13 protein-coding genes are annotated in these 19,188 nt (G+C 65.2%); 12 read left to right on the top strand and 1 reads right to left on the bottom strand.

The window, feature by feature from the left end; genetic code table 11:
- Positions 1-80 precede the first annotated feature (80 nt).
- The 12 genes from DV027_RS00680 (at position 81) to DV027_RS17345 (ending at position 17,951) form a co-directional block, all read left to right on the top strand.
- Positions 81-1,535: an NAD(P)-dependent oxidoreductase gene (locus DV027_RS00680; RefSeq protein ID WP_130730067.1), complete on the top strand. Its 1,455-nt coding sequence runs from the start codon at positions 81-83 to the stop codon at positions 1,533-1,535.
- 2 nt (positions 1,536-1,537) lie between these two features.
- Positions 1,538-6,070 (top strand): glutamate synthase large subunit, encoded by a 4,533-nt coding sequence (gene gltB, locus DV027_RS00675; protein ID WP_130730066.1) that lies wholly within the window; start codon positions 1,538-1,540, stop codon positions 6,068-6,070.
- 185 nt (positions 6,071-6,255) lie between these two features.
- Positions 6,256-8,091: a M3 family oligoendopeptidase gene (locus DV027_RS00670; protein ID WP_130730065.1), complete on the top strand. Its 1,836-nt coding sequence runs from the start codon at positions 6,256-6,258 to the stop codon at positions 8,089-8,091.
- Positions 8,072-9,463 carry an ABC1 kinase family protein gene (locus DV027_RS00665; RefSeq protein ID WP_130730064.1) on the top strand — a complete coding sequence of 464 codons (1,392 nt, stop codon included), beginning with the start codon at positions 8,072-8,074 and terminating at the stop codon, positions 9,461-9,463. Before DV027_RS00670 ends, DV027_RS00665 begins: the two co-directional genes overlap by 20 nt.
- 69 nt (positions 9,464-9,532) lie before the next feature.
- On the top strand, positions 9,533-11,776 hold the full coding sequence (gene uvrB, locus DV027_RS00660) for an excinuclease ABC subunit UvrB (RefSeq protein ID WP_130730063.1): 2,244 nt from the start codon (positions 9,533-9,535) through the stop codon (positions 11,774-11,776).
- A gap of 37 nt (positions 11,777-11,813) precedes the next feature.
- Complete coding sequence (locus DV027_RS00655) at positions 11,814-12,707, top strand: aldose 1-epimerase (RefSeq protein ID WP_130730231.1); 894 nt, start codon at positions 11,814-11,816, stop codon at positions 12,705-12,707.
- Complete coding sequence (greB, locus tag DV027_RS00650; protein WP_130730062.1) at positions 12,701-13,231, top strand: transcription elongation factor GreB; 531 nt, start codon at positions 12,701-12,703, stop codon at positions 13,229-13,231. Before DV027_RS00655 ends, greB begins: the two co-directional genes overlap by 7 nt.
- A gap of 112 nt (positions 13,232-13,343) precedes the next feature.
- Positions 13,344-14,351: a glutathione synthase gene (gshB, locus tag DV027_RS00645; protein WP_130730061.1), complete on the top strand. Its 1,008-nt coding sequence runs from the start codon at positions 13,344-13,346 to the stop codon at positions 14,349-14,351.
- Positions 14,352-14,573: 222 nt separating this feature from the next.
- Positions 14,574-15,287 carry a class I SAM-dependent methyltransferase gene (locus DV027_RS00640; RefSeq protein WP_130730060.1) on the top strand — a complete coding sequence of 238 codons (714 nt, stop codon included), beginning with the start codon at positions 14,574-14,576 and terminating at the stop codon, positions 15,285-15,287.
- A gap of 166 nt (positions 15,288-15,453) precedes the next feature.
- Entirely contained in the window at positions 15,454-16,815 is a 1,362-nt protein-coding gene (locus DV027_RS00635) for a cbb3-type cytochrome c oxidase subunit I (protein WP_207303385.1), read from the top strand.
- Between the two features lie 2 nt (positions 16,816-16,817).
- Positions 16,818-17,771: a heme o synthase gene (locus tag DV027_RS00630; protein WP_130730059.1), complete on the top strand. Its 954-nt coding sequence runs from the start codon at positions 16,818-16,820 to the stop codon at positions 17,769-17,771.
- A gap of 33 nt (positions 17,772-17,804) precedes the next feature.
- On the top strand, positions 17,805-17,951 hold the full coding sequence (locus DV027_RS17345) for a hypothetical protein (RefSeq protein ID WP_165399083.1): 147 nt from the start codon (positions 17,805-17,807) through the stop codon (positions 17,949-17,951).
- 138 nt (positions 17,952-18,089) lie between these two features.
- Here DV027_RS17345 and DV027_RS00625 read toward each other — a convergent pair whose 3' ends face one another.
- Positions 18,090-19,061, bottom strand: coding sequence for a Tim44 domain-containing protein (locus DV027_RS00625; protein WP_130730058.1), 972 nt, complete (start codon positions 19,059-19,061; stop codon positions 18,090-18,092).
- Between the last annotated feature and the right edge of the window lie 127 nt (positions 19,062-19,188).

Genomic DNA, 19,188 nt, shown 5'->3' with positions numbered 1-19,188 from the left:
TGCGTAGGTCATGTGCGAACTAGCGGGCGCGCATGCCGTGCCCGACGCCTTCCTTCCATATGCAGACCAGGGGCAGACCGATGGCCGAGCGCATGCTGAAATTCGTCTCCGTGGCGCAGGAGCAGCCCGACAAACGGCCTGCCGAGGCGCGCCGCCAGGACTTCAACGAAATTTACGATGAGTTCGTGCCCGCCAAGGCCGAGGCGCAGGCCTCGCGCTGCTCGCAGTGCGGCGTGCCGTTCTGCTCGGTGCACTGCCCGCTGGGCAACAACATCCCCGACTGGCTGATGATGACGGCGGCAGGGCGGATGGAGGAGGCGTATGAACTGTCCTCCGCCACCAACACCTTCCCCGAAATCTGTGGCCGCATCTGCCCGCAGGACCGCCTGTGCGAAGGCAACTGCGTGATCGAGGAAGGGTTCGAAAGCGTCACCATCGGCGCGGTCGAGCGCTACATTACCGATACCGCCTTCGATAATGGCTGGGTCAAGCCGGTCAGGCCGGTGGCCGAGCGCGACGAGAGCGTTGCCATCATCGGTGCCGGTCCCGGTGGCCTTGCCGCGGCCGTGCAACTGCGCGAGCAGGGCTACCAGGTGCATGTCTATGACCGCTACGACCGTATCGGCGGCCTGCTGATGTATGGCATCCCCGGCTTCAAGCTGGAGAAGGACATCGTGCTGCGCCGGCACAGGCTGCTGGTGGAATCGGGCATCCAGTTCCATCTCGGCAAGGGCATTGGCGATACCGATGGCGCGGACAGCATTGCGTTCTCCACCCTGCGCGCGCGCCATGATGGCGTGCTGATCGCAACCGGTGTGTACAAGTCGCGTGACATTGGTGGCCCCGGTGCGGGTCTGGGCGGCATCGTGCGCGCGCTGGATTACCTGACCGCCTCCAACCGCGTCTCGCTGGGCGACAGCGTGGCCGAATATGACAGTGGCGCGCTGAATGCGGCGGGCAAGTCGGTCGTGGTCATTGGCGGTGGCGATACGGCCATGGACTGCGTGCGCACCGCCATCCGGCAGGGGGCGAAGTCGGTCAAATGCCTCTATCGCCGCGACCGCGCCAACATGCCCGGCTCCGTGCGCGAGGTGAAGAACGCCGAGGAAGAAGGCGTGGAGTTCGTCTGGCTCGCAGCCCCGCAGGCGTTCGAGGGCGAGGGCCATGTGAGCGGCGTGCGCGCCAGCCGCATGAAGCTGGGCCTGCCCGATGCCTCGGGCCGCCAGTCGGTCGAGCCGGTGGAGGACAGCGCGTTCACGCTCGAGGCCGACCTCGTGGTCAAGGCGCTCGGCTTTGACCCCGAGCCGCTGCCCACGCTGTGGGGCCAGCCGGAGCTTGAGGTCTCGCGCTGGGGCACGCTCATGGTCGATCGCAAGAGCTTCATGACCAGCCTGCCCGGCGTGTTTGCCGCAGGCGATATCGTGCGCGGGGCCAGCCTTGTGGTGTGGGCCATCCGCGATGGGCGTGATGCGGCAGCGCAGATGCACGCATGGCTAGAGGAAATGACGGCGGCACAGGCCGAGGTGGCGGAGTAAGCATGATGGATCAGTTCGAAAACCAGTCCACCGATTTCGTGCAGGAATGGCGCGACAACGCGCAGGCCATCTCCGGCCTGTACACCCCCGCCGATGAGCATGATGCCTGCGGCGTGGGCATGGTGGCCGCCCTTGACGGCAAGCCGCGCCGCGACGTGGTGGAAGCGGGTATCGCAGCGCTCAAGGCCGTGTGGCACCGGGGTGCGGTCGACGCCGATGGCAAGACCGGCGATGGCGCGGGCATCCATGTCGAGATCCCGCAGGATTTCTTTGCTGACGCCATTCATGCAGGTGGCGCCGAAAGCGGCGTGGACAGCCAGATCGCGGTGGGCATGATCTTCCTGCCCAAGACCGATATCGCAGCGCAGGAACGGTGCCGCCAGATCATCGAGAGCGAGATCCTGGCATTCGGCTACAGCATCTATGGCTGGCGCCAGGTGCCCATCAATACCGACTGCATTGGCGAGAAGGCCAACGCCACCCGCCCCGAGATCGAGCAGATCCTGATCCGCAACCTGCCCGGCAGCGGGGAGGAAGAGTTCGAGCGCGACCTGTATGTGATCCGCCGCAAGATCGAGAAGAGCGCGATCGCCAACCAGGTCGACCTGTATGTGTGCTCGCTGTCGTGCCGCTCGCTCATCTACAAGGGCATGTTCCTTGCCGAGCACCTGACCGAGTTCTACCCCGACCTGCTCGATCCCCGCTTTGTCAGTCGTTTCGCCATCTATCACCAGCGCTACTCGACCAACACCTTCCCCACATGGAAGCTGGCCCAGCCCTTCCGCCGGCTGGCCCATAATGGCGAGATCAACACCATCTCGGGCAACGTCAACTGGATGAAAAGCCACGAGACGCGGCTGGCCGACCCCATCCTTGACCCCTACATGGATGACCTCAAGCCCGTGGTGCAGGCGCAGGGGTCGGACACTGCCTGCTTTGACAACGTGTTCGAGCTGCTGACCTTCGCCGGGCGTGACGCGCCGATGGCGCGCTGCCTGATGATTCCGGCAAGTGTTGGCGGCAACTCCGCCATGCCGCAGCGCCACAAGGACATGTATTCCTACTGCAACGCGGTAATGGAACCGTGGGACGGCCCCGCCGCCCTGTGCGCCACCGATGGCCGCTGGATGGTGGCGGGTCTTGACCGCAGCGGCCTGCGCCCGCTGCGCTACACCCTGACCGAAGGTGGCCTGCTGATCGTGGGCTCCGAGACCGGCATGGTGAAGGTGCCAGAGGCCGAGATCGTGAGCCGTGGCCGCCTCGGGCCGGGGCAGTCGCTGGCGCTGGATCTGAAAACCGCGAAGCTCTACAGCAATGAAGAGCTGCTTGATGAGCTGTCGCAGCGGCAGGATTTCTCGGCCTGGGTCAAGCGCACGCAGGAAATCTCGAGCATCGTGCGCCCCGATGGCAGCGAGCCGGTGCTGTACGGGGCCGAGATGCTGCGCCGCCGCCAGCTTGCCGTGGGCCTGACGCTCGAGGACCTCGAGACAATCCTGCAGCCCATGGTGGAAAACGCCGCCGAGGCCATCGGCTCGATGGGCGATGACACGCCGCTTGCCGTGCTCTCCTCCCGCTACCGGGGGCTGGCGCATTACTTCCGCCAGGCCTTCAGCCAGGTCACCAACCCGCCCATCGACAGCCTGCGTGAAACGCGGGTGATGAGCCTCGTGACCCGCCTTGGCAACCTTGGCAACATTTTGGAGGAAAACGAGAGCCAGTGCGACCTGCTCCAGCTTCCCTCCCCGGTGCTGACCACGGGTGAGTTCCAGGCGCTGGTCGAGTTCTGTGGCAGGAATGCCTGCATCATTGACTGCACCTTCCCCGCCAGCGAGGGCGAGGCCGGGCTGCGCGCCGCCATCGCGCGCATCCGCGCAGAGGCCGAGGACCGCGTGCGCCAGGGCTGCACCCATGTGTTCCTGACCGATGAGCACCAGTCCAGCGAGCGGGCATATATCCCGATGATCCTCGCCACGGCGGCGGTGCATACGCATCTGGTGCGCCAGTCGCTGCGCACGTTCACTTCGCTCAACGTGCGCTCGGCCGGGGCGCTCGACGTGCATGCCATTGCGGTGACCATCGGCGTGGGTGCGACGACCGTGAACCCGTACCTGGCGCAGGAAAGCATTGCCGACCGCCACCGTCGCGGCCTGTTCGGTCAGCTTTCGCTCAGCGAGTCGGTGGAGCGCTACCGCAAGGCGGTCAACAAGGGCCTGCTCAAGATCATGTCCAAGATGGGGATTTCCATCGTGGCATCGTATCGTGGCGGCTACAATTTCGAGGCCATCGGGCTGTCACGCGCGCTGACGGCGGAATTCTTCCCCGGCATGCCCTCGCGCATCTCGGGCATCGGCCTGACCGGCATCGCGCGCAATGTGCTCAGCTTCCACCACAAGGCGTGGAACAAACAGGTGGAAACGCTTTCCGTCGGCGGGCGCTACAAGCTGCGCCGCAGCGGGGAAGTACATGCCTTTGATGGCAACCTCATCCACATGCTGCAGACGGCGGTGGGCACCGGCAGCTTCTCCATCTACCAGCGTTACGCCGATGCGGTGCGCCGCCTGCCGCCGGTGGCATTGCGCGACCTGCTCGACTTCCGTGGCGGGCGCACGCCCATCCCCGTGGAATCGGTCGAGAGCATCACCGAACTGCGCAAGCGCCTGATCGCGCCCGGCATCTCGCTCGGCGCACTCAGCCCCGAGGCGCACGAGACGCTGTCGATCGCCATGAACCGCATCGGCGCCAAGTCGGATTCGGGCGAGGGCGGTGAAGACCCGGCCCGTGCGAAGCCGCGCCCCAATGGGGATAATGCCTCATCCGCCATCAAGCAGATCGCCTCGGGCCGCTTTGGCGTGACCGCGCAGTACCTCAATGACTGCCGCGAGATCGAGATCAAGATGGCGCAGGGTGCGAAGCCCGGCGAGGGCGGGCAGCTGCCCGGCTTCAAGGTGACCGGCCTGATCGCGAAGCTGCGGCATGCGACGGAGGGCGTGACGCTGATCTCGCCGCCGCCGCACCACGATATCTACTCGATCGAGGATCTGGCCCAGCTCATCTATGACCTCAAGCAGATCAACCCCGAGGCCACCGTGACCGTGAAGCTGGTCGCGCGTTCAGGCATCGGCACGATTGCAGCCGGTGTGGCCAAGGCCAAGGCGGATGCCATCCTGATCTCGGGCCATTCCGGCGGCACGGGGGCGAGCCCGCAGTCTTCGGTCAAGTATGCGGGCATGCCGTGGGAGCTGGGGCTGGCGGAGGCGCATCAGGTGCTGATGCTCAACCGCCTGCGCCACCGCGTGAAGCTGCGCACCGATGGCGGGCTGAAAACCGGGCGCGACGTGGTGATCGCCGCCATGCTGGGTGCGGAAGAGTTCGGCATCGGCACGGCCAGCCTCGTGGCCATGGGCTGCATCATGGTGCGGCAGTGCCACTCCAACACCTGCCCGGTGGGCGTGTGCGTGCAGGATGAGGAACTGCGCAGGAAGTTCGAGGGCACGCCGGAGAAGGTGATCAACCTGTTCTCCTTCATTGCCGAGGACGTGCGCAACATCCTCGCATCGCTGGGATTCTCCACGCTTAACGAGATCATCGGCCGCACCGACCTGCTGCACCAGGTGCTGCGCGGGGCGGACTATCTCGATGACCTCGACCTCAACTCGCTGCTGGCGCAGGCCGATCCCGGCCCCTATGGCCGCTACTGCACGCGTGAGGGGCGCAACGAGGTGCCCGAGACGCTGGATGCCCAGATGATTGCCGATGCGCGCCCGCTGTTTGACCATGGCGAGAAGATGCAGCTGCAGTACAACGTGCAGAACACGCATCGCGCCATCGGCACGCGCATCTCCTCGCTCATCGTGCGCCAGTTCGGCATGGCCAAGCTCGCGCCGGGCCACCTTACGGCGCGGCTGCGTGGCTCGGCGGGGCAGTCGCTGGGTGCATTCGCGGTGCAGGGCCTCAAGCTCGAGGTGCTGGGCGATGCGAACGACTATGTGGGCAAGGGGCTCTCGGGGGCGACCATCGTGGTGCGGCCTTCGCCTTCCTCCAGCCTCGTGTCGAACGAGAACGCGATCGTGGGCAACACGGTGCTGTATGGCGCAACGGCGGGCGCGCTGTATGCGGCAGGACAGGCGGGCGAGCGCTTTGCCGTGCGCAACTCGGGCGCTATTGGCGTGGTCGAGGGCTGCGGGTCGAACGGGTGTGAATACATGACCGGCGGCACTGTGGTGATCCTGGGCGAGACGGGCGACAATTTTGGCGCGGGTTTCACCGGTGGCATGGCCTTTGTGTATGACGCCAGCGGCACGTTTGCCGAGCGCGTGAACCCCGATACGGTGATGTGGTGCCGCGTTTACGACCCCAAATGGGAGGCCATGCTGCGCGAGCAGGTCGAGACCCATGCCCGCGAGACCGGTAGCCGCTATGCCGAACTGCTGCTGCATGACTGGGACAAGACGCTGCCGCGCTTCTGGCATGTCGTGCCCAAGGAATATGCGAAAGTGATCGGCTTCGAGGCCCCCGCGCTGGCGGTCGGCGCGTAAACGGCAGAAGTTTCGCAAAAAATGGCGGGGCCGGGCAGCAATGTCCGGCCCCGCCTGCGTTGGGGGCATAATATCGGGCAGTGGGGTCGCCTAGCAGGGCATGACGCACTAGATTCACATCATGGAATCGCGGGGCCTGCGCTGGTGCGCAGGCTTCGCCCGATCTGATGGTTGGTGCCCGATCTATGTTCAAAGCGAATTTTCCCGCCTTCCCCTCTGCCCCGCGCAGCGCTGATGCGTCCGCCCCCGCGACCACGCCCGGCCTGGCCGGCCTGCCGCGGTGGGACCTGTCGGACCTGTATGCCGGGCCGGATGCCCCGGCACTTGCCACCGACCTCGATCAGGCCGAGGCCGATGCGCAGGCCTTCAGCAATGCGTGGCAGGGCAGGCTGGTCAGCCTGCCGGGGGCGGAGCTGGCGCAGGCCATTGCCGAATACCAGCGCATTGACGAGGTACTGGGCCGCGCAGGCTCCTATGCCCAGCTTCTGTTCGCGGCCAATACGTCGGATTCCGGCGTGGCGCGGTTCGCGCAGTCGATCAATGAACGGCTGACCACCATCTCCACGCATCTGCTGTTCTTCACGCTCGAGATCAACCGCATCGATGATGCGACGCTGTCCGCCCAGATGAGCGATGCGGCACTGGCGCACTGGGCGCCCTTCCTGCGCGACCTGCGCGTGTTCCGCCCCTATCAGCTTTCCGATGAGGTCGAGGCGGTCCTGCACGAGAAATCGGTCACGGGTGCCGCCGCATGGAACCGCCTGTTTGACGAGACGATGGCCGGCCTGCGCGTGCGCCTTGGCGGCGAGCAGGTCACGCTGGGCAATGCACTTGACACCATGTCCAGCCCCGACCGCAGGCAGCGTGCCGCGGCGGCGAGCGCCATTGGCGATGAGCTGAGCCGGAATGTGAAGCTGTTCTCGCTCATTACCAACACGCTGGCCAAGGACAAGGCCATCATGGACGGGCTGCGCCACTACCCGCGCCCCACCTCGGCGCGCAACTGTGCCAACATGGTGGAAGACGAGGTGGTGGACGCGCTGGTTCAGGCCGTGACCGAGGCCTATCCCCGCCTGTCGCACCGCTATTACGCGCTCAAGGCCAAGTGGCTCGGCCTTGAAAAGCTGGAATACTGGGACCGCAACGCCCCCCTGACCACGCAGGATGAACCGCTGATCCCGTGGGCGGAGGCCACAAAGCAGGTGCTGGGCGCCTATGAAGGCTTCGACCCGCGCATGGGCGAAGTGGCAAAACAGTTCTTCGACCACGCATGGATTGATGCGCCACCCGTGCCCGGCAAGGCCTCAGGCGCGTTTGCCCACCCCACGGTGCCCTCCGTCCACCCCTACCTTTTGCTCAACTACCGTGGCCGCACGCGCGATGTGATGACGCTGGCGCATGAACTCGGCCACGGCGTGCATCAGGTTCTGGCGGGCAGGCAGGGCTACCTCATGTCCAGCACGCCGCTCACCCTGGCCGAGACCGCCAGCGTGTTTGGCGAGATGCTGACCTTCCGCGCCCTGCTCGATGCCCAGACCGACCCGGCCCGGCGCAGGCTGATGCTGGCCGCCAAGGTGGAGGACATGCTCAACACCGTGGTGCGCCAGATCGCGTTCTACCGCTTCGAGACACTGGTGCATGAGGAGCGCCGCAAGGGTGAGCTCCTGCCCGCGCGCATTGGCGAGATCTGGCGCCAGACCCAGGCCGAGAGCCTTGGCCCGGCCTTCAACTTCACGCCAGATTATGATGTGTACTGGACATATGTTCCGCATTTCATCCATTCACCATTCTATGTGTACGCCTATGCCTTTGGCGATTGCCTGGTAAACGCGCTATACGGGGTGTTCCGGTCCGGGCATCCTGGTTTCCAGGACAAGTATCTCGACATGCTCAAGGCTGGTGGCACCCTGCGGCACCGCGAACTTCTGGCCCCCTTCGGGCTGGATGCGGCCGATCCGGGGTTCTGGCAGAAGGGGCTGGATGTGATCGCCGGATTTATAGATGAACTGGAGCGTGTCTGACGTGGCGGATGAACGGAACCTCGATAATACCGGCCTGTTTGGTGAATTCCGCCGCATGGTGCGCACCTCGGGCACGGTGGGCGGCATCGCCGCGCGCATTGCCGGGCACAAGATGGGCTTCCGCTCCAATCAGGGCGTGCATGCCGAGGACCTGAAAAGTGTGCTCGGCGGGCTGAAGGGCCCGCTGATGAAGGGCGCGCAGCTTCTCTCCACCATTCCCGGCGCCCTGCCTGAGGAATATGCCAAGGAGCTGGCCCAGCTCCAGGCCAATGCGCCGCCCATGGGCTGGACCTTCGTGCGCCGCCGCATGGCCGCCGAACTCGGCCCGAACTGGGAGCGCAGCTTCCGCTCGTTCGACCGCACGGCCTCGGCGGCAGCCAGCCTTGGCCAGGTGCACCGCGCCGTGCTGCCAGACGGGCGGCAGGTGGCGTGCAAGCTGCAGTACCCGGACATGAAATCCACCGTCGAGTCCGACCTGCGCCAGTTCCGCATGGCCGTGGGCCTGTTCTATCGCCTCGACAGCACCATCTGCCAGGATGACGTGCTCGAGGAACTGCAGGACCGCTTGTACGAGGAACTCGACTACCAGCGCGAGGCCGCCAACATGCGGCTGTACCGCATCATGATGGCGGACTGGCCCGACGTGACCATTCCCGAGCCTGTTGACAGCCTGTGCACGGGCCGCCTGCTGACCATGGAGTGGGTCAATGGCCAGGGCCTGCAGAAGGTGCTCGATGCCAACCCCACCCAGGAGCAGCGCAACAGCATGGCGCGCGCCCTGTTCCGCGCGTGGTATGCGCCGCTGTACCGCTACGGCGTGATCCATGGCGACCCGCATATGGGCAACTTCACCATACGCGATGACTACGGCATCAACCTGCTCGACTTTGGCGCCATCCGCATTTTCCGTCCGCGTTTCGTGCAGGGCATCATCGACCTGCACAAGGCGATCGAGACGGATGACGAGGATCTGGCCATGCACGCCTACGAGGCATGGGGCTTTGCCAACCTGTCGCGTGATACGGTGCGGGTGCTCAATGACTGGGCGCGCTTCATCTACGGCCCGCTGCTCGATGACCGCGAACGCTTCATCCAGGAAGACAACGACCCGCAATATGGCCGCGCCGTGGCCGAGAAGGTCTATAACGGCCTCAAGCGCACCGGCGGGGTGCAGCCGCCGCGTGAATTCGTGCTGGTGGACCGCTCCGCCGTGGGGCTGGGCAGCGTGTTCCTGCGGCTGAAGGCAAAGGTCAACTGGCATGCGCTGTTTCAGGAGCTTGCGGGCGACTTCAGCGAGGCGGCCCTTGCCACCCGCCAGACCGAGGCCCTGCGCGCCGCCCGCGTGCCGCCGCCGCTTGGCTCGCAGCATTAAGGGGGGCGGCGGGACGCAGCCGGCCATGGCCCTTGCGGCAGGGCCGGTGACGCCCCACTTGGTGTAGCCATGGCAACAGCATCACGCAAAAAGAAGAAAACTACCGACATTGACCCCGCCGACATGCCGGTCACCTTCCAGCCCGAGCGGCAGGCGGCCAAGCCCAAGGTCAACAAATTCAGGGTCCATTCGCCCTATGAGCCCGCGGGTGACCAGCCCACCGCCATTGCCGAACTCGTGGCGGGCGTTGAGGCGGGTGAGCGTGACCAGGTGCTGCTTGGTGTTACGGGGTCGGGCAAGACCTTCACCATGGCCAAGATCATCGAGGCCACGCAGAAGCCCACCCTCGTGCTGGCGCCGAACAAGACACTCGCCGCCCAGCTTTATGCCGAGATGAAGCAGTTCTTCCCGGAAAATGCGGTCGAGTATTTTGTCAGCTACTATGATTACTATCAGCCCGAGGCCTATGTGCCCCGGTCGGATACGTATATCGAAAAAGACAGCCAGATCAACGAGCAGATCGACCGCATGCGCCATGCCGCAACGCAGGCGCTGCTCGAGCGCAACGATGTCATCATCGTGGCCTCGGTGTCGTGCATCTATGGTATCGGCTCGGTCGAGACCTATTCGCGCATGGTGGTCAAGCTCGAGGTTGGCGGCGAGATCGCGCGTGACAAGCTGATCAAGGCGCTGGTCGAACTGCAGTACCGCCGCAACGATGCCGCCTTCCAGCGCGGTACCTTCCGCGTGCGTGGCGAGACGGTCGATGTCTTTCCCGTGCAGAACGAGGACCGCGCCTGGCGCATCAGCCTGTTTGGCGACGAGATTGACGAGATCAGCGAATTCGACCCGCTGACCGGCGAGAAGACCAGCGACCTCGAATCCATCAGCATCTACGCCAACAGCCATTACGTCACCCCGCGCCCCACGCTCACGCAGGCCATGACCGGCATAAAGCAGGAACTGCGCGACACGCTGGCCACCTTCACTGCCGAGGGCAAGCTGCTCGAGGCCGAGCGCCTGCAGCAGCGCACCACGTTCGACCTCGAGATGATCGAGACCACCGGCGTGTGCAAGGGCATCGAGAACTATTCACGCTACCTGTCGGGCCGCGCACCGGGCGAGCCGCCGCCCACTTTGTTCGAATACCTGCCCGAGGATGCGCTGCTGATCGTGGATGAAAGCCACGTGACCGTGCCACAGATTGGCGGCATGGAGCGCGGCGATCACGCGCGCAAGTCCGTGCTGGCCGAATTCGGCTTCCGCCTGCCGTCCTGCCTTGACAACCGCCCGCTCACCTTTGCGGAATGGGACAAATTCCGCCCCCAGAGCCTGTTTGTCAGCGCCACCCCCGGCCCGTGGGAGATCCGTCGCACCGAGGGCGTGTTTGCCGAGCAGGTCATCCGCCCCACCGGGCTGATCGACCCCATCACCATCGTCCGCCCGGTCGAGCACCAGGTGGATGACCTGCTGGCCGAATGCCGCCAGACCATTGCCGATGGCGGGCGCGTGCTGGTCACCACCCTGACCAAGCGCATGGCCGAGGACCTGACCGAATACATGAACGAGGCGGGCATCCGCGTGCGCTACCTGCATTCGGATGTGGATACGCTCGAGCGCATCGAGATCATCCGTGACCTGCGGCTGGGCGCATTCGACGTGCTGATCGGCATCAACCTGCTGCGTGAGGGGCTGGACATTCCCGAATGCTCGCTCGTTGCCATCCTTGATGCCGACAAGGAAGGCTTCCTGCGCTCGCGCACCTCGCTCATTCAGACCATTGGCCGCGCGGCGCGTAACGTCGATGGCCGCGTGCTGCTCTATGCCGACAAGATGACCGACAGCCTGGCCTACGCCATCGAGGAAACCGCGCGCAGGCGCGAAAAGCAGAGCCTGTGGAACGAGGAGCACGGCATCACCCCGCAATCGGTGCGCAAGCATATTGGCGAGGCCATTTCCTCGGTGTTCGAGCAGGATTATGTCACGGTGGCCCCCACGGCCGATGGCAGCGTGCAGGAGATGGTGGGCAAGGACTACAAGGCCGCCATCGCTGACCTGGAAAAGAAGATGCGCGACGCCTCGGCGGAGCTGGAATTCGAAACCGCCGCCCGCCTGCGTGATGAAATCCGCAGGCTCGAGGCCCTCGAGCTGGGCATGGAGCCGCCGCCGCTGCCGCAATCAAGCGCAGGCATGCCGGGCACCAGCCCCAAGGCCATCGCCCGGCGCAACCGTGGCCCCGTGCCGCTCGGTCCGGGCGGGGGTGGTTATGATCCCGAGCAGGCGAAGGGAAGGGGAAAGCGCCGTGGGCGATAGGGCCATGCCGCCATGCGCGGGGCAGCATGAACGCGAGATGTCCGCAACGCTGGAACTGAGCGCAGGCGCCGCCCGCCTTGGCCTGCTGCCCGATCTTGGCGGCAGCATCGCCTTCTGGCGCAGCGGCACGATGGATTTCCTGCGCCCGGTGGCCGACCCCCACCTTGTGGCCCAGCACGGGCGCGCGGTGGCGGGGTATCCGCTCGTGCCGTTTTCCAACCGGGTGGCGGGCAACCAGTTCCGTTTCGAGGGGGTGGATTATCACCTCACCCCCAATTTTGGCGGCGAGAACTGCGCCATTCATGGCAATGGCTGGCAGCACCGCTGGCGAATCGCCATGCTGTCGGACAGTAGCGCCACGCTCTCGCTCGATCACGCGCCCATCGGCCAGCGCGCGGGGGAATGGCCGTTCAGCTACCGCGCCCAGCTGCGCTATGACCTGCGCGAGGCCGGGCTTTCGATCGGCATCCTGATCGAGAACACCGATACCCGCAGCCAGCCCGTGGGCATGGGGTTCCACCCCTATTTTCCCCGCCATGCCGGGCTCAGGGTGGGGTTCGCGGCCAGCAGCGTGTGGACCAGCGCGCCCGATCACCTGCCGCTCCTGCGCATCCCGGCGGAGGGGCAGTGGTCATTCGCCCATATGCGCGACGTGGGTGAGGCGGCGATTGACAACTGCTACGCCGGCTGGTCGGGCAGCGCCTTCCTGCGCTGGCCGCGCGAGGGCTATGCCCTGACACTCGAGGGCAGCCCCGAACTGCGCCACCTCGTGCTGTTTACGCCGCCCGGCCAGCCCTATATCGGGCTGGAGCCGGTCAGCAACATGAATGATGGCTTCAACCGCATGGCCATTGCCGATAGCGGCGTGCGCGTGCTCGCCCCCGGCCAGAAGATGGAAGGGCATATCCGCATGACGGTGGCGCGATGCTGAAAACCCGTGCCGCCACAAAGGATGGCAAGCCCGCGACCGGCGGCCTGTCCTGCTACATCACACCCGCGGGCATCGAGACCATGCGGCGTGAACTCAATGCCCTGCTGCGTGATGAACGGCCAAAAATCGTTGAGATCGTATCGTGGGCGGCAGGCAATGGCGACCGCTCGGAAAATGGCGACTACCAGTACGGCAAGCGCCGCCTGCGCGAGATCGACCGCCGCATCCGCTTCCTGACCAAACGCATAGATAATGCCATCATTGTCGATCCCGCCGCCCAGCCACGGCGCGACCGGGTGTTTTTTGGCGCGACCGTGACCTATGTGAGCGAACGCGATGAGGAACGGACCGTTACCATCCTCGGCGTGGACGAGGCGGATATGGCGGCGGGCCAGGTCAGCCTCGTCTCGCCGGTGGCGCGTGCCCTCATGCGCGCGGGCGTGGGCGATGAGGTGAAGCTGGTCACCCCGCGCGGGGAGGAAATGATCGAGGTGATCGCCATTGCTTATCCGCCTTTACCCTGAAAGGGGGGCTGGCCGTGGGGCGGAAGGCATATTATGACATTTGGCTGCGGGTGGTTGCCTTTTGTTACCATCGGCTCGAACCGGACCTGTTCCGCGCGGAGAAACTGATCCTATGTCACGCCCCCTGAAGGTTGCCGTCCAGATGGACCCGCTTGGCGCCATCGACATCAATGGTGATTCGACATTCGCCATGATGCTCGAGGCGCAGGCCAGGGGCTATGAACTGTTTGTCTATCAGGTCGAGGCGCTGAGCCTGAGCGAGGGGCGTACCAGCCCGCAGGGCCACCGCACGGACCGCGTCACCGCCCGCGCGCGCCCGGTTACGGTGCAGCGCAAGGCGGGCGACCACGCCACCTTCGGCCCTGAGCAGGTCATCGACCTTGCGGGCATGGACGTGATCCTGATGCGCCAGGACCCGCCGTTCGACATGGCCTATATCACCGCCACCCATATCCTCGAGCATATCCACGGCATCGGCCCCGACCGCGCGCTGGTGGTGAACAATCCTGCCGCCGTGCGCAACGCGCCCGAGAAGATCCTGGTCACGCATTACCCCGACCTCATGCCCCCCACGCTGGTGACATGGGATGTGAAGGCGATCCGGGAATTCCGCGCAAAATGGCGCGACATCATCGTCAAGCCGCTGTTTGGCAACGGAGGGGCTGGCGTGTTCCGCATCCGCGAGGATGACCCCAACCTCAACGCCCTGCTGGAAATGCACTTCGCCCGCTCGCGCGAGCCCCTGATGATCCAGCGTTACGAACCCGCCGTACGGCAGGGCGACAAGCGCATCATCCTTGTCGATGGACAGCCCGTGGGGGCCATCGACCGCATCCCCGCCGAGGGCGAGACGCGCTCGAACATGCATGTGGGCGGCAAACCCGTGCGTGCGGAACTGACCGCGCGCGACCGCGAGATCTGCAACGCCATCGGCCCGATGCTGCGCGAGCAGGGGCTGATCTTTGTCGGGATTGACGTGATCGGGGAATGGTTGACCGAGATCAATGTCACATCCCCGACCGGCCTGCAGGAAATTGACCGTTTTGACGGCATCAATACCGCTGGCCTGATATGGGATGCGATCACATCCCGTCTGGTCGCGGGCGGCGTGAGCGCGTAGAGATTGAACCGGTGTTCATGGCAGGCACGGTGGTCGTGGCTGTCGCGCCCTGTGGCGTGACACCGGATTGGGATTACAGGCAGTTGCGCGGGCCGTGTGGCGCGTGGGCAGGTCAGGTGGAATTGTAATGCAGCACGATGGGACGGATTTGATCATGGCAGACGCAGCACGGAAGGGGGCTGGCCATGCCCTTTTCCATGGCCACGACAAGGGAGCAGCCCGATGAGCGATGTCCTGCCCAATGAAGCCGCCGAGACGGTCGTGGATATTCCGTCCCCCCGCGCCGCGATGGATGCAAATGCGGTCAAGGCGGCCTATCGCCGCTGGGCCAGCGTGTATGATGCGCTGTTTGGCAGCATTTCCACCTTTGGCCGCAAGCGCGCGGTCGAGGCGGTGAACACGCTGCCCGGCAGCAAGGTGCTGGAAGTGGGCGTGGGCACCGGCCTGGCCCTGCCATATTACCGGTCCGACAAGCGCATTACCGGCATCGACCTGTCAGGCGACATGCTCGAGCGCGCCCGCCAGCGTGCTGCCCGCATGCATCTGTCCAATGTCGATGCGCTGCTGGAAATGGATGCCGAGGCCACCGGCTTCGAGGATGGCGCGTTCGATATTGCGGTAGCCATGTTCGTGGCCTCGGTGGTGCCGCACCCGCGCGCGCTGCTGGCTGAACTCAAGCGCGTGGTCAGGCCGGGCGGCCATATCCTGTTCGTCAATCATTTCCTGGCCGAGGGCGGGGTGAGGCTTGCGGTCGAGCGCGGCATGGCACGGGCCTCGCACTCGCTGGGCTGGCATCCTGATTTTGCCATTGAATCCCTGCTGCCTCCCGCCGACCTGCGCCGCGCCACCCTGCAGCCGGTGCCGCCCGCAGGGCTGTTCACCCTCGTAACACTCGAGCGTGAAGCGGATGACTGTGCCAGCCCGATGGTGGCCTGAGCCACACCGGCACAGCCCTGCCCCAGCGGCAGGGCTGAAATGACGATTGCGCGACCACACGGGCGGCCCACAGGGTCGTTTTTGTGTATAAGTCGCGGTATATGATGAAATCATGGTAACGATTGGCCATGCCATAAGCGGCGCATGGCAGCAGGGAGTACATCGTATGCCCACAGGCACACAGTTCGGGGCGGATGCGGTGCAGGATGCGGGGGCCTGTCACTACAGGACCATCGGCATGCTGTATCTCGTCATGGCCATTGTGGCGGGCCTTGTGGGCGGATTGCTGGCGGTCGGGCTGCAGGCGGGCCTGCTGCCCCATGCCCTGATCGATGCCTGGGCCGGGGGCGACACGCCCGGCGCCATGGAGCGCATTGCGCGGCGCCATGGCATGATGATGGTCTTCTTCTGTGCGCTGCCAGCCCTTACGGGCGGGTTTGGCAACTGGTTCGTGCCGCTACTGCTGCGTGCGCGCGCGCTGGCACTGCCGCGCGTGGCGCTGGCGGGGTGGGGGCTGGTTGCGGCCAGTTTCGTGGCCGTGCTGGCCGGGCTTTCACCCGCGCTGCCCGCGCAGGTTTCGCTGCTCGCGCTGCTGGGCTGGTGCCTGGGCATGCTGATGCAGGGCATCTGCATGGTGGCGACCGTGCTGAACATGGGGCCGATGGGCCAGCGCCTGCGCGACCTGCCGCTGTTTGTGTGGGCGCAGGGGCTTGCGGGCATGATGGCGGTCATGGTCATGCCGGTCATGGCAGGGGGGCTGACGCGCATCTGGCTGGCTGGTGGCGATGTCTCCACCCATATCGATGCGCTGCTGCATGCCTTTTCCGGCCCCGAGATCGCACTGCTGCTGCTGCCTTCCATCGGGATCGTATCGCAGGTTGTCGAGACCTTCTGTAACCGCCCGCTGCAGATGCCGCGCCAGGTGCTGGGTGCGCTGGTGGTCATGTCGGTGGGTGGTAGCTCCGTCTGGGTGCATGACCTGCTGCATGGCGGGCTGGCGCATCTGGCGGCCCCATCGGCTGCGGTGCAGCTCGGGCTGATCGTGGTGCCTGTGCTGGTCGTGCTGGTGGCATGGGCGCAGACGGTGCGGCTGGGCCACATGCGCGCTTCCGTGCCGATGGAATGGGCGGTGGGCTTCGTGGCCCTGCTGCTGGCAGGTTCCGTCATGTCGCTGCTGCCCGGCGGCATGGCCGATGTGCATGCCGCAACGCTGTATGCCGCCGTCTTTGCACTGTTTGCGGGCTTCTATTACTGGATTGGCAAGATGGTGGGCCACGTGGCCCCGGTGGGTGCGAGCCGCCTGCATTTTGCGCTGACGGTGGGCGGAACCGTGTTGTCGCTGCTGGCGTTCCATGGGGCGCTGGGCGTGCTGGGCGCGGTGCTGATGGGCCTGTCGGTGCTGGTGTTCGCAGGCATCGTGGTGCAGGCGGGCCTGCGCCCGGGCAGCACCCTGCCGGATAATTACTGGGGGTCGGGTGCCCGCACGGCTGAATGGCAGGTACCTTCCCCCGCGCGCGAAAAGGCATGACCATGAGCGGCACTGTAACCAATCCGGCCAGTGAAGCTGGCCTTGCTTATGATTCCAGCCGCGTCGGCACGCTGGCGCGTGACTGGCTGCTGCTGCTCAAGCCGCGTGTCATCTCGCTGGTGGTGTTTACGGGTGCTGCCGGCCTGGCCATGGCGCCGGGGCCGATCAACCCGCTGGTGGCTGCTGTCAGCATCCTGTGCGTGTGCATGGCCTCGGGTGCCGCTGGCGCGATCAACATGTGGTATGACCGCGACATTGATGCGGTGATGAAGCGCACCGTCACCCGCCCCATCCCTGATGGGCGGATCGCGCCGGATGCGGCGCTGGGTTATGGCATTGGCCTGTCGGTCGCGTCGGTCATCCTGCTGTGGCTGGCCACCAATGCGCTGGCGGCGGGCATCCTCGCGTTTTCCATCTTCTTCTATGCCGTGATCTACACGATGTGGCTCAAGCGCTCGACGCCGCAGAATATCGTTATCGGGGGAGCCGCCGGCGCCTTTCCGCCTATGATCGGCTGGGCTGCGGCCACGGGGTCGATGGCCATCATGCCGGTGGTCATGTTCGGCATCATCTTCTTGTGGACACCGCCGCATTTCTGGTCGCTGTCGCTTTACGCGTGCAAGGATTACGGGCGGGCGGGCATTCCCATGCTGCCCGTGGTCAGGGGTGCGCGGCATACGCGTTGGCAGATCCTGTGGTACACCATCATCCTCACGGTCGTCTCGCTGGTGCCATCTTTCATGCATCTTGCGGGCTGGCTGTACACGGTTGTGGCCAGCGTGCTTGGCGCGGGCTTCATCCTGTGCGCCATAGGTGTGCTGCGGGACAGGCAGGATGCCAACGGGGTGAGCCTGACAGGCGATGGCCCGGCGCGCCGCTCTTTCCGCTATTCGCTGGCCTACCTGTTTTTCCTGTTCCTTGGCCTGCTGGCCGACCATGCCTTCATTGCCCACTGAGCGGGCTGTTTTCACATACGGGAGATCAGGCTTATGGAGCCAGTAGCAACCGCGCAGGTAAGCCCGCAGCAGGAAGCGCAGGAGGCTCTGCGCCGGCACAGGGGGCGGATCAAGGCCGTGGCCGTTACGCTCTCGGCGCTGGCGTTGATCCTCTACGCGCTCAGCCTCGCGCCCTTATAAAGGGAACAGTGTAAAAGTTTTGGTGAAGCTTTTTCAAAAGCTTTGAAAAGAGCTGGCATGCGGGGATTGGTTTACCGTGCGCCGCACATAAAAAAGGCCTGCATCATACGATGCAGGCCTTTTTCAGTAGGGCTGGTATCAGCGGCGCGGTGTCTGCTGAATGGCCGAGAGCAGCCATGTGCCGAGACCTGCCGCGCGCACGAAGGTCCACAGTTCCGTTACGGTGGTGCGGTTTGAGGGATCGCCCTCAAGCACGCGGCCCGTCATGTCGGTGGTGATGTCGATCATGGAATACTGCATGGCCACGGTGGCGTAGTCGGCCCCGTTTTCACGCCAGCTTTCCACCAGGTCGCCCCGCTCGAAATGCACGTCGGACACCACGTTGCGCACGCCCCGGCTGGCAAGTTCGGTCAACTGGTTGTTGAAGTAGGACACCATCTCCGGCGTGGCCATGTGGCGCATCGCGTCCACGTTCTGCTGGCTCCAGGCGGTCTGGATATTGATCACCGCCTGCTGGAAGGCCTGGTAGTCGGCTCCCGTGATGGCCACCCCCACACTCTGCGGGCCGCCCTGTTGCGGGGCGGCGGGCCCTGTGGCGCCAAAGGGGCTTGCGACGGGCCCGCCAGTGCCACCAGCCCTGTTGCTAAAACGGCGGATTGCCCACCGCACCAGGAAGAAGATCAGCGCCAGCTGGATCAGCAGGCCAAGGAAGCCGCCGCCGCCCATGCCCGAACTGAACATGCCATGGCCAAACACCATGCCAAACAGCCCGGCACCGATCAGCCCGCCCATGAACCCGCTCATGAACGGGTGGCGGGGCCGCGCCATGGCCATGCCTGCACCGGCACCATACGGGGCCCGCGCGCCATAGCCGGGCGCCTCCTGGCGTGGTGTCATGGTGCGCTGGAAGGGTGTTGCGCCAAACGGGGCGGTCTGTGAGGGGGCGGGGGCGCTGTAGGTACGCGAGCCACGGCTGCCCATCGACATGCCGCCACCCGCGCGGGCATCCGCCACGTCGGGGTGCGCCACGAGGGAGAGCATGCTCAGGGCCGCGCCAGCGGCGAGGATGATGCTTTTACGCGGCATCAGGCGCGAGGAATTCTGTTTCATCTGGGTCAGGGTATCTGCAATCCTGTATCGGAACCATCATTATCCATGCAGCCTGCATGAGATCGGGCCGCCTTTAACCAGATATAAGTAAGCCCGCGCCCCCATAACAGGGGCAACGGGCTTACAG

The organism is Komagataeibacter xylinus (assembly GCF_004302915.1).
Taxonomy (GTDB): Bacteria; Pseudomonadota; Alphaproteobacteria; order Acetobacterales; family Acetobacteraceae; genus Komagataeibacter; species Komagataeibacter xylinus_C.
This window is presented reverse-complemented; position numbering and strand designations above follow the sequence as displayed.

Excerpts from the sequence above, each read along its gene's own strand:
- DV027_RS00680 (WP_130730067.1), top strand. The coding sequence starts at position 81 with ATGGCCGAGCGCATGCTGAAATTCGTCTCCGTGGCGCAGGAGCAGCCC.
- gltB (WP_130730066.1), top strand. The coding sequence starts at position 1,538 with ATGATGGATCAGTTCGAAAACCAGTCCACCGATTTCGTGCAGGAATGG.
- DV027_RS00670 (WP_130730065.1), top strand. The coding sequence starts at position 6,256 with ATGTTCAAAGCGAATTTTCCCGCCTTCCCCTCTGCCCCGCGCAGCGCT.
- DV027_RS00665 (WP_130730064.1), top strand. The coding sequence starts at position 8,072 with ATGAACTGGAGCGTGTCTGACGTGGCGGATGAACGGAACCTCGATAAT.
- uvrB (WP_130730063.1), top strand. The coding sequence starts at position 9,533 with ATGGCAACAGCATCACGCAAAAAGAAGAAAACTACCGACATTGACCCC.
- DV027_RS00655 (WP_130730231.1), top strand. The coding sequence starts at position 11,814 with ATGTCCGCAACGCTGGAACTGAGCGCAGGCGCCGCCCGCCTTGGCCTG.
- greB (WP_130730062.1), top strand. The coding sequence starts at position 12,701 with ATGCTGAAAACCCGTGCCGCCACAAAGGATGGCAAGCCCGCGACCGGC.
- gshB (WP_130730061.1), top strand. The coding sequence starts at position 13,344 with ATGTCACGCCCCCTGAAGGTTGCCGTCCAGATGGACCCGCTTGGCGCC.
- DV027_RS00640 (WP_130730060.1), top strand. The coding sequence starts at position 14,574 with ATGAGCGATGTCCTGCCCAATGAAGCCGCCGAGACGGTCGTGGATATT.
- DV027_RS00635 (WP_207303385.1), top strand. The coding sequence starts at position 15,454 with ATGCCCACAGGCACACAGTTCGGGGCGGATGCGGTGCAGGATGCGGGG.
- DV027_RS00630 (WP_130730059.1), top strand. The coding sequence starts at position 16,818 with ATGAGCGGCACTGTAACCAATCCGGCCAGTGAAGCTGGCCTTGCTTAT.
- DV027_RS17345 (WP_165399083.1), top strand. The coding sequence starts at position 17,805 with ATGGAGCCAGTAGCAACCGCGCAGGTAAGCCCGCAGCAGGAAGCGCAG.
- DV027_RS00625 (WP_130730058.1), bottom strand. The coding sequence starts at position 19,061 with ATGAAACAGAATTCCTCGCGCCTGATGCCGCGTAAAAGCATCATCCTC.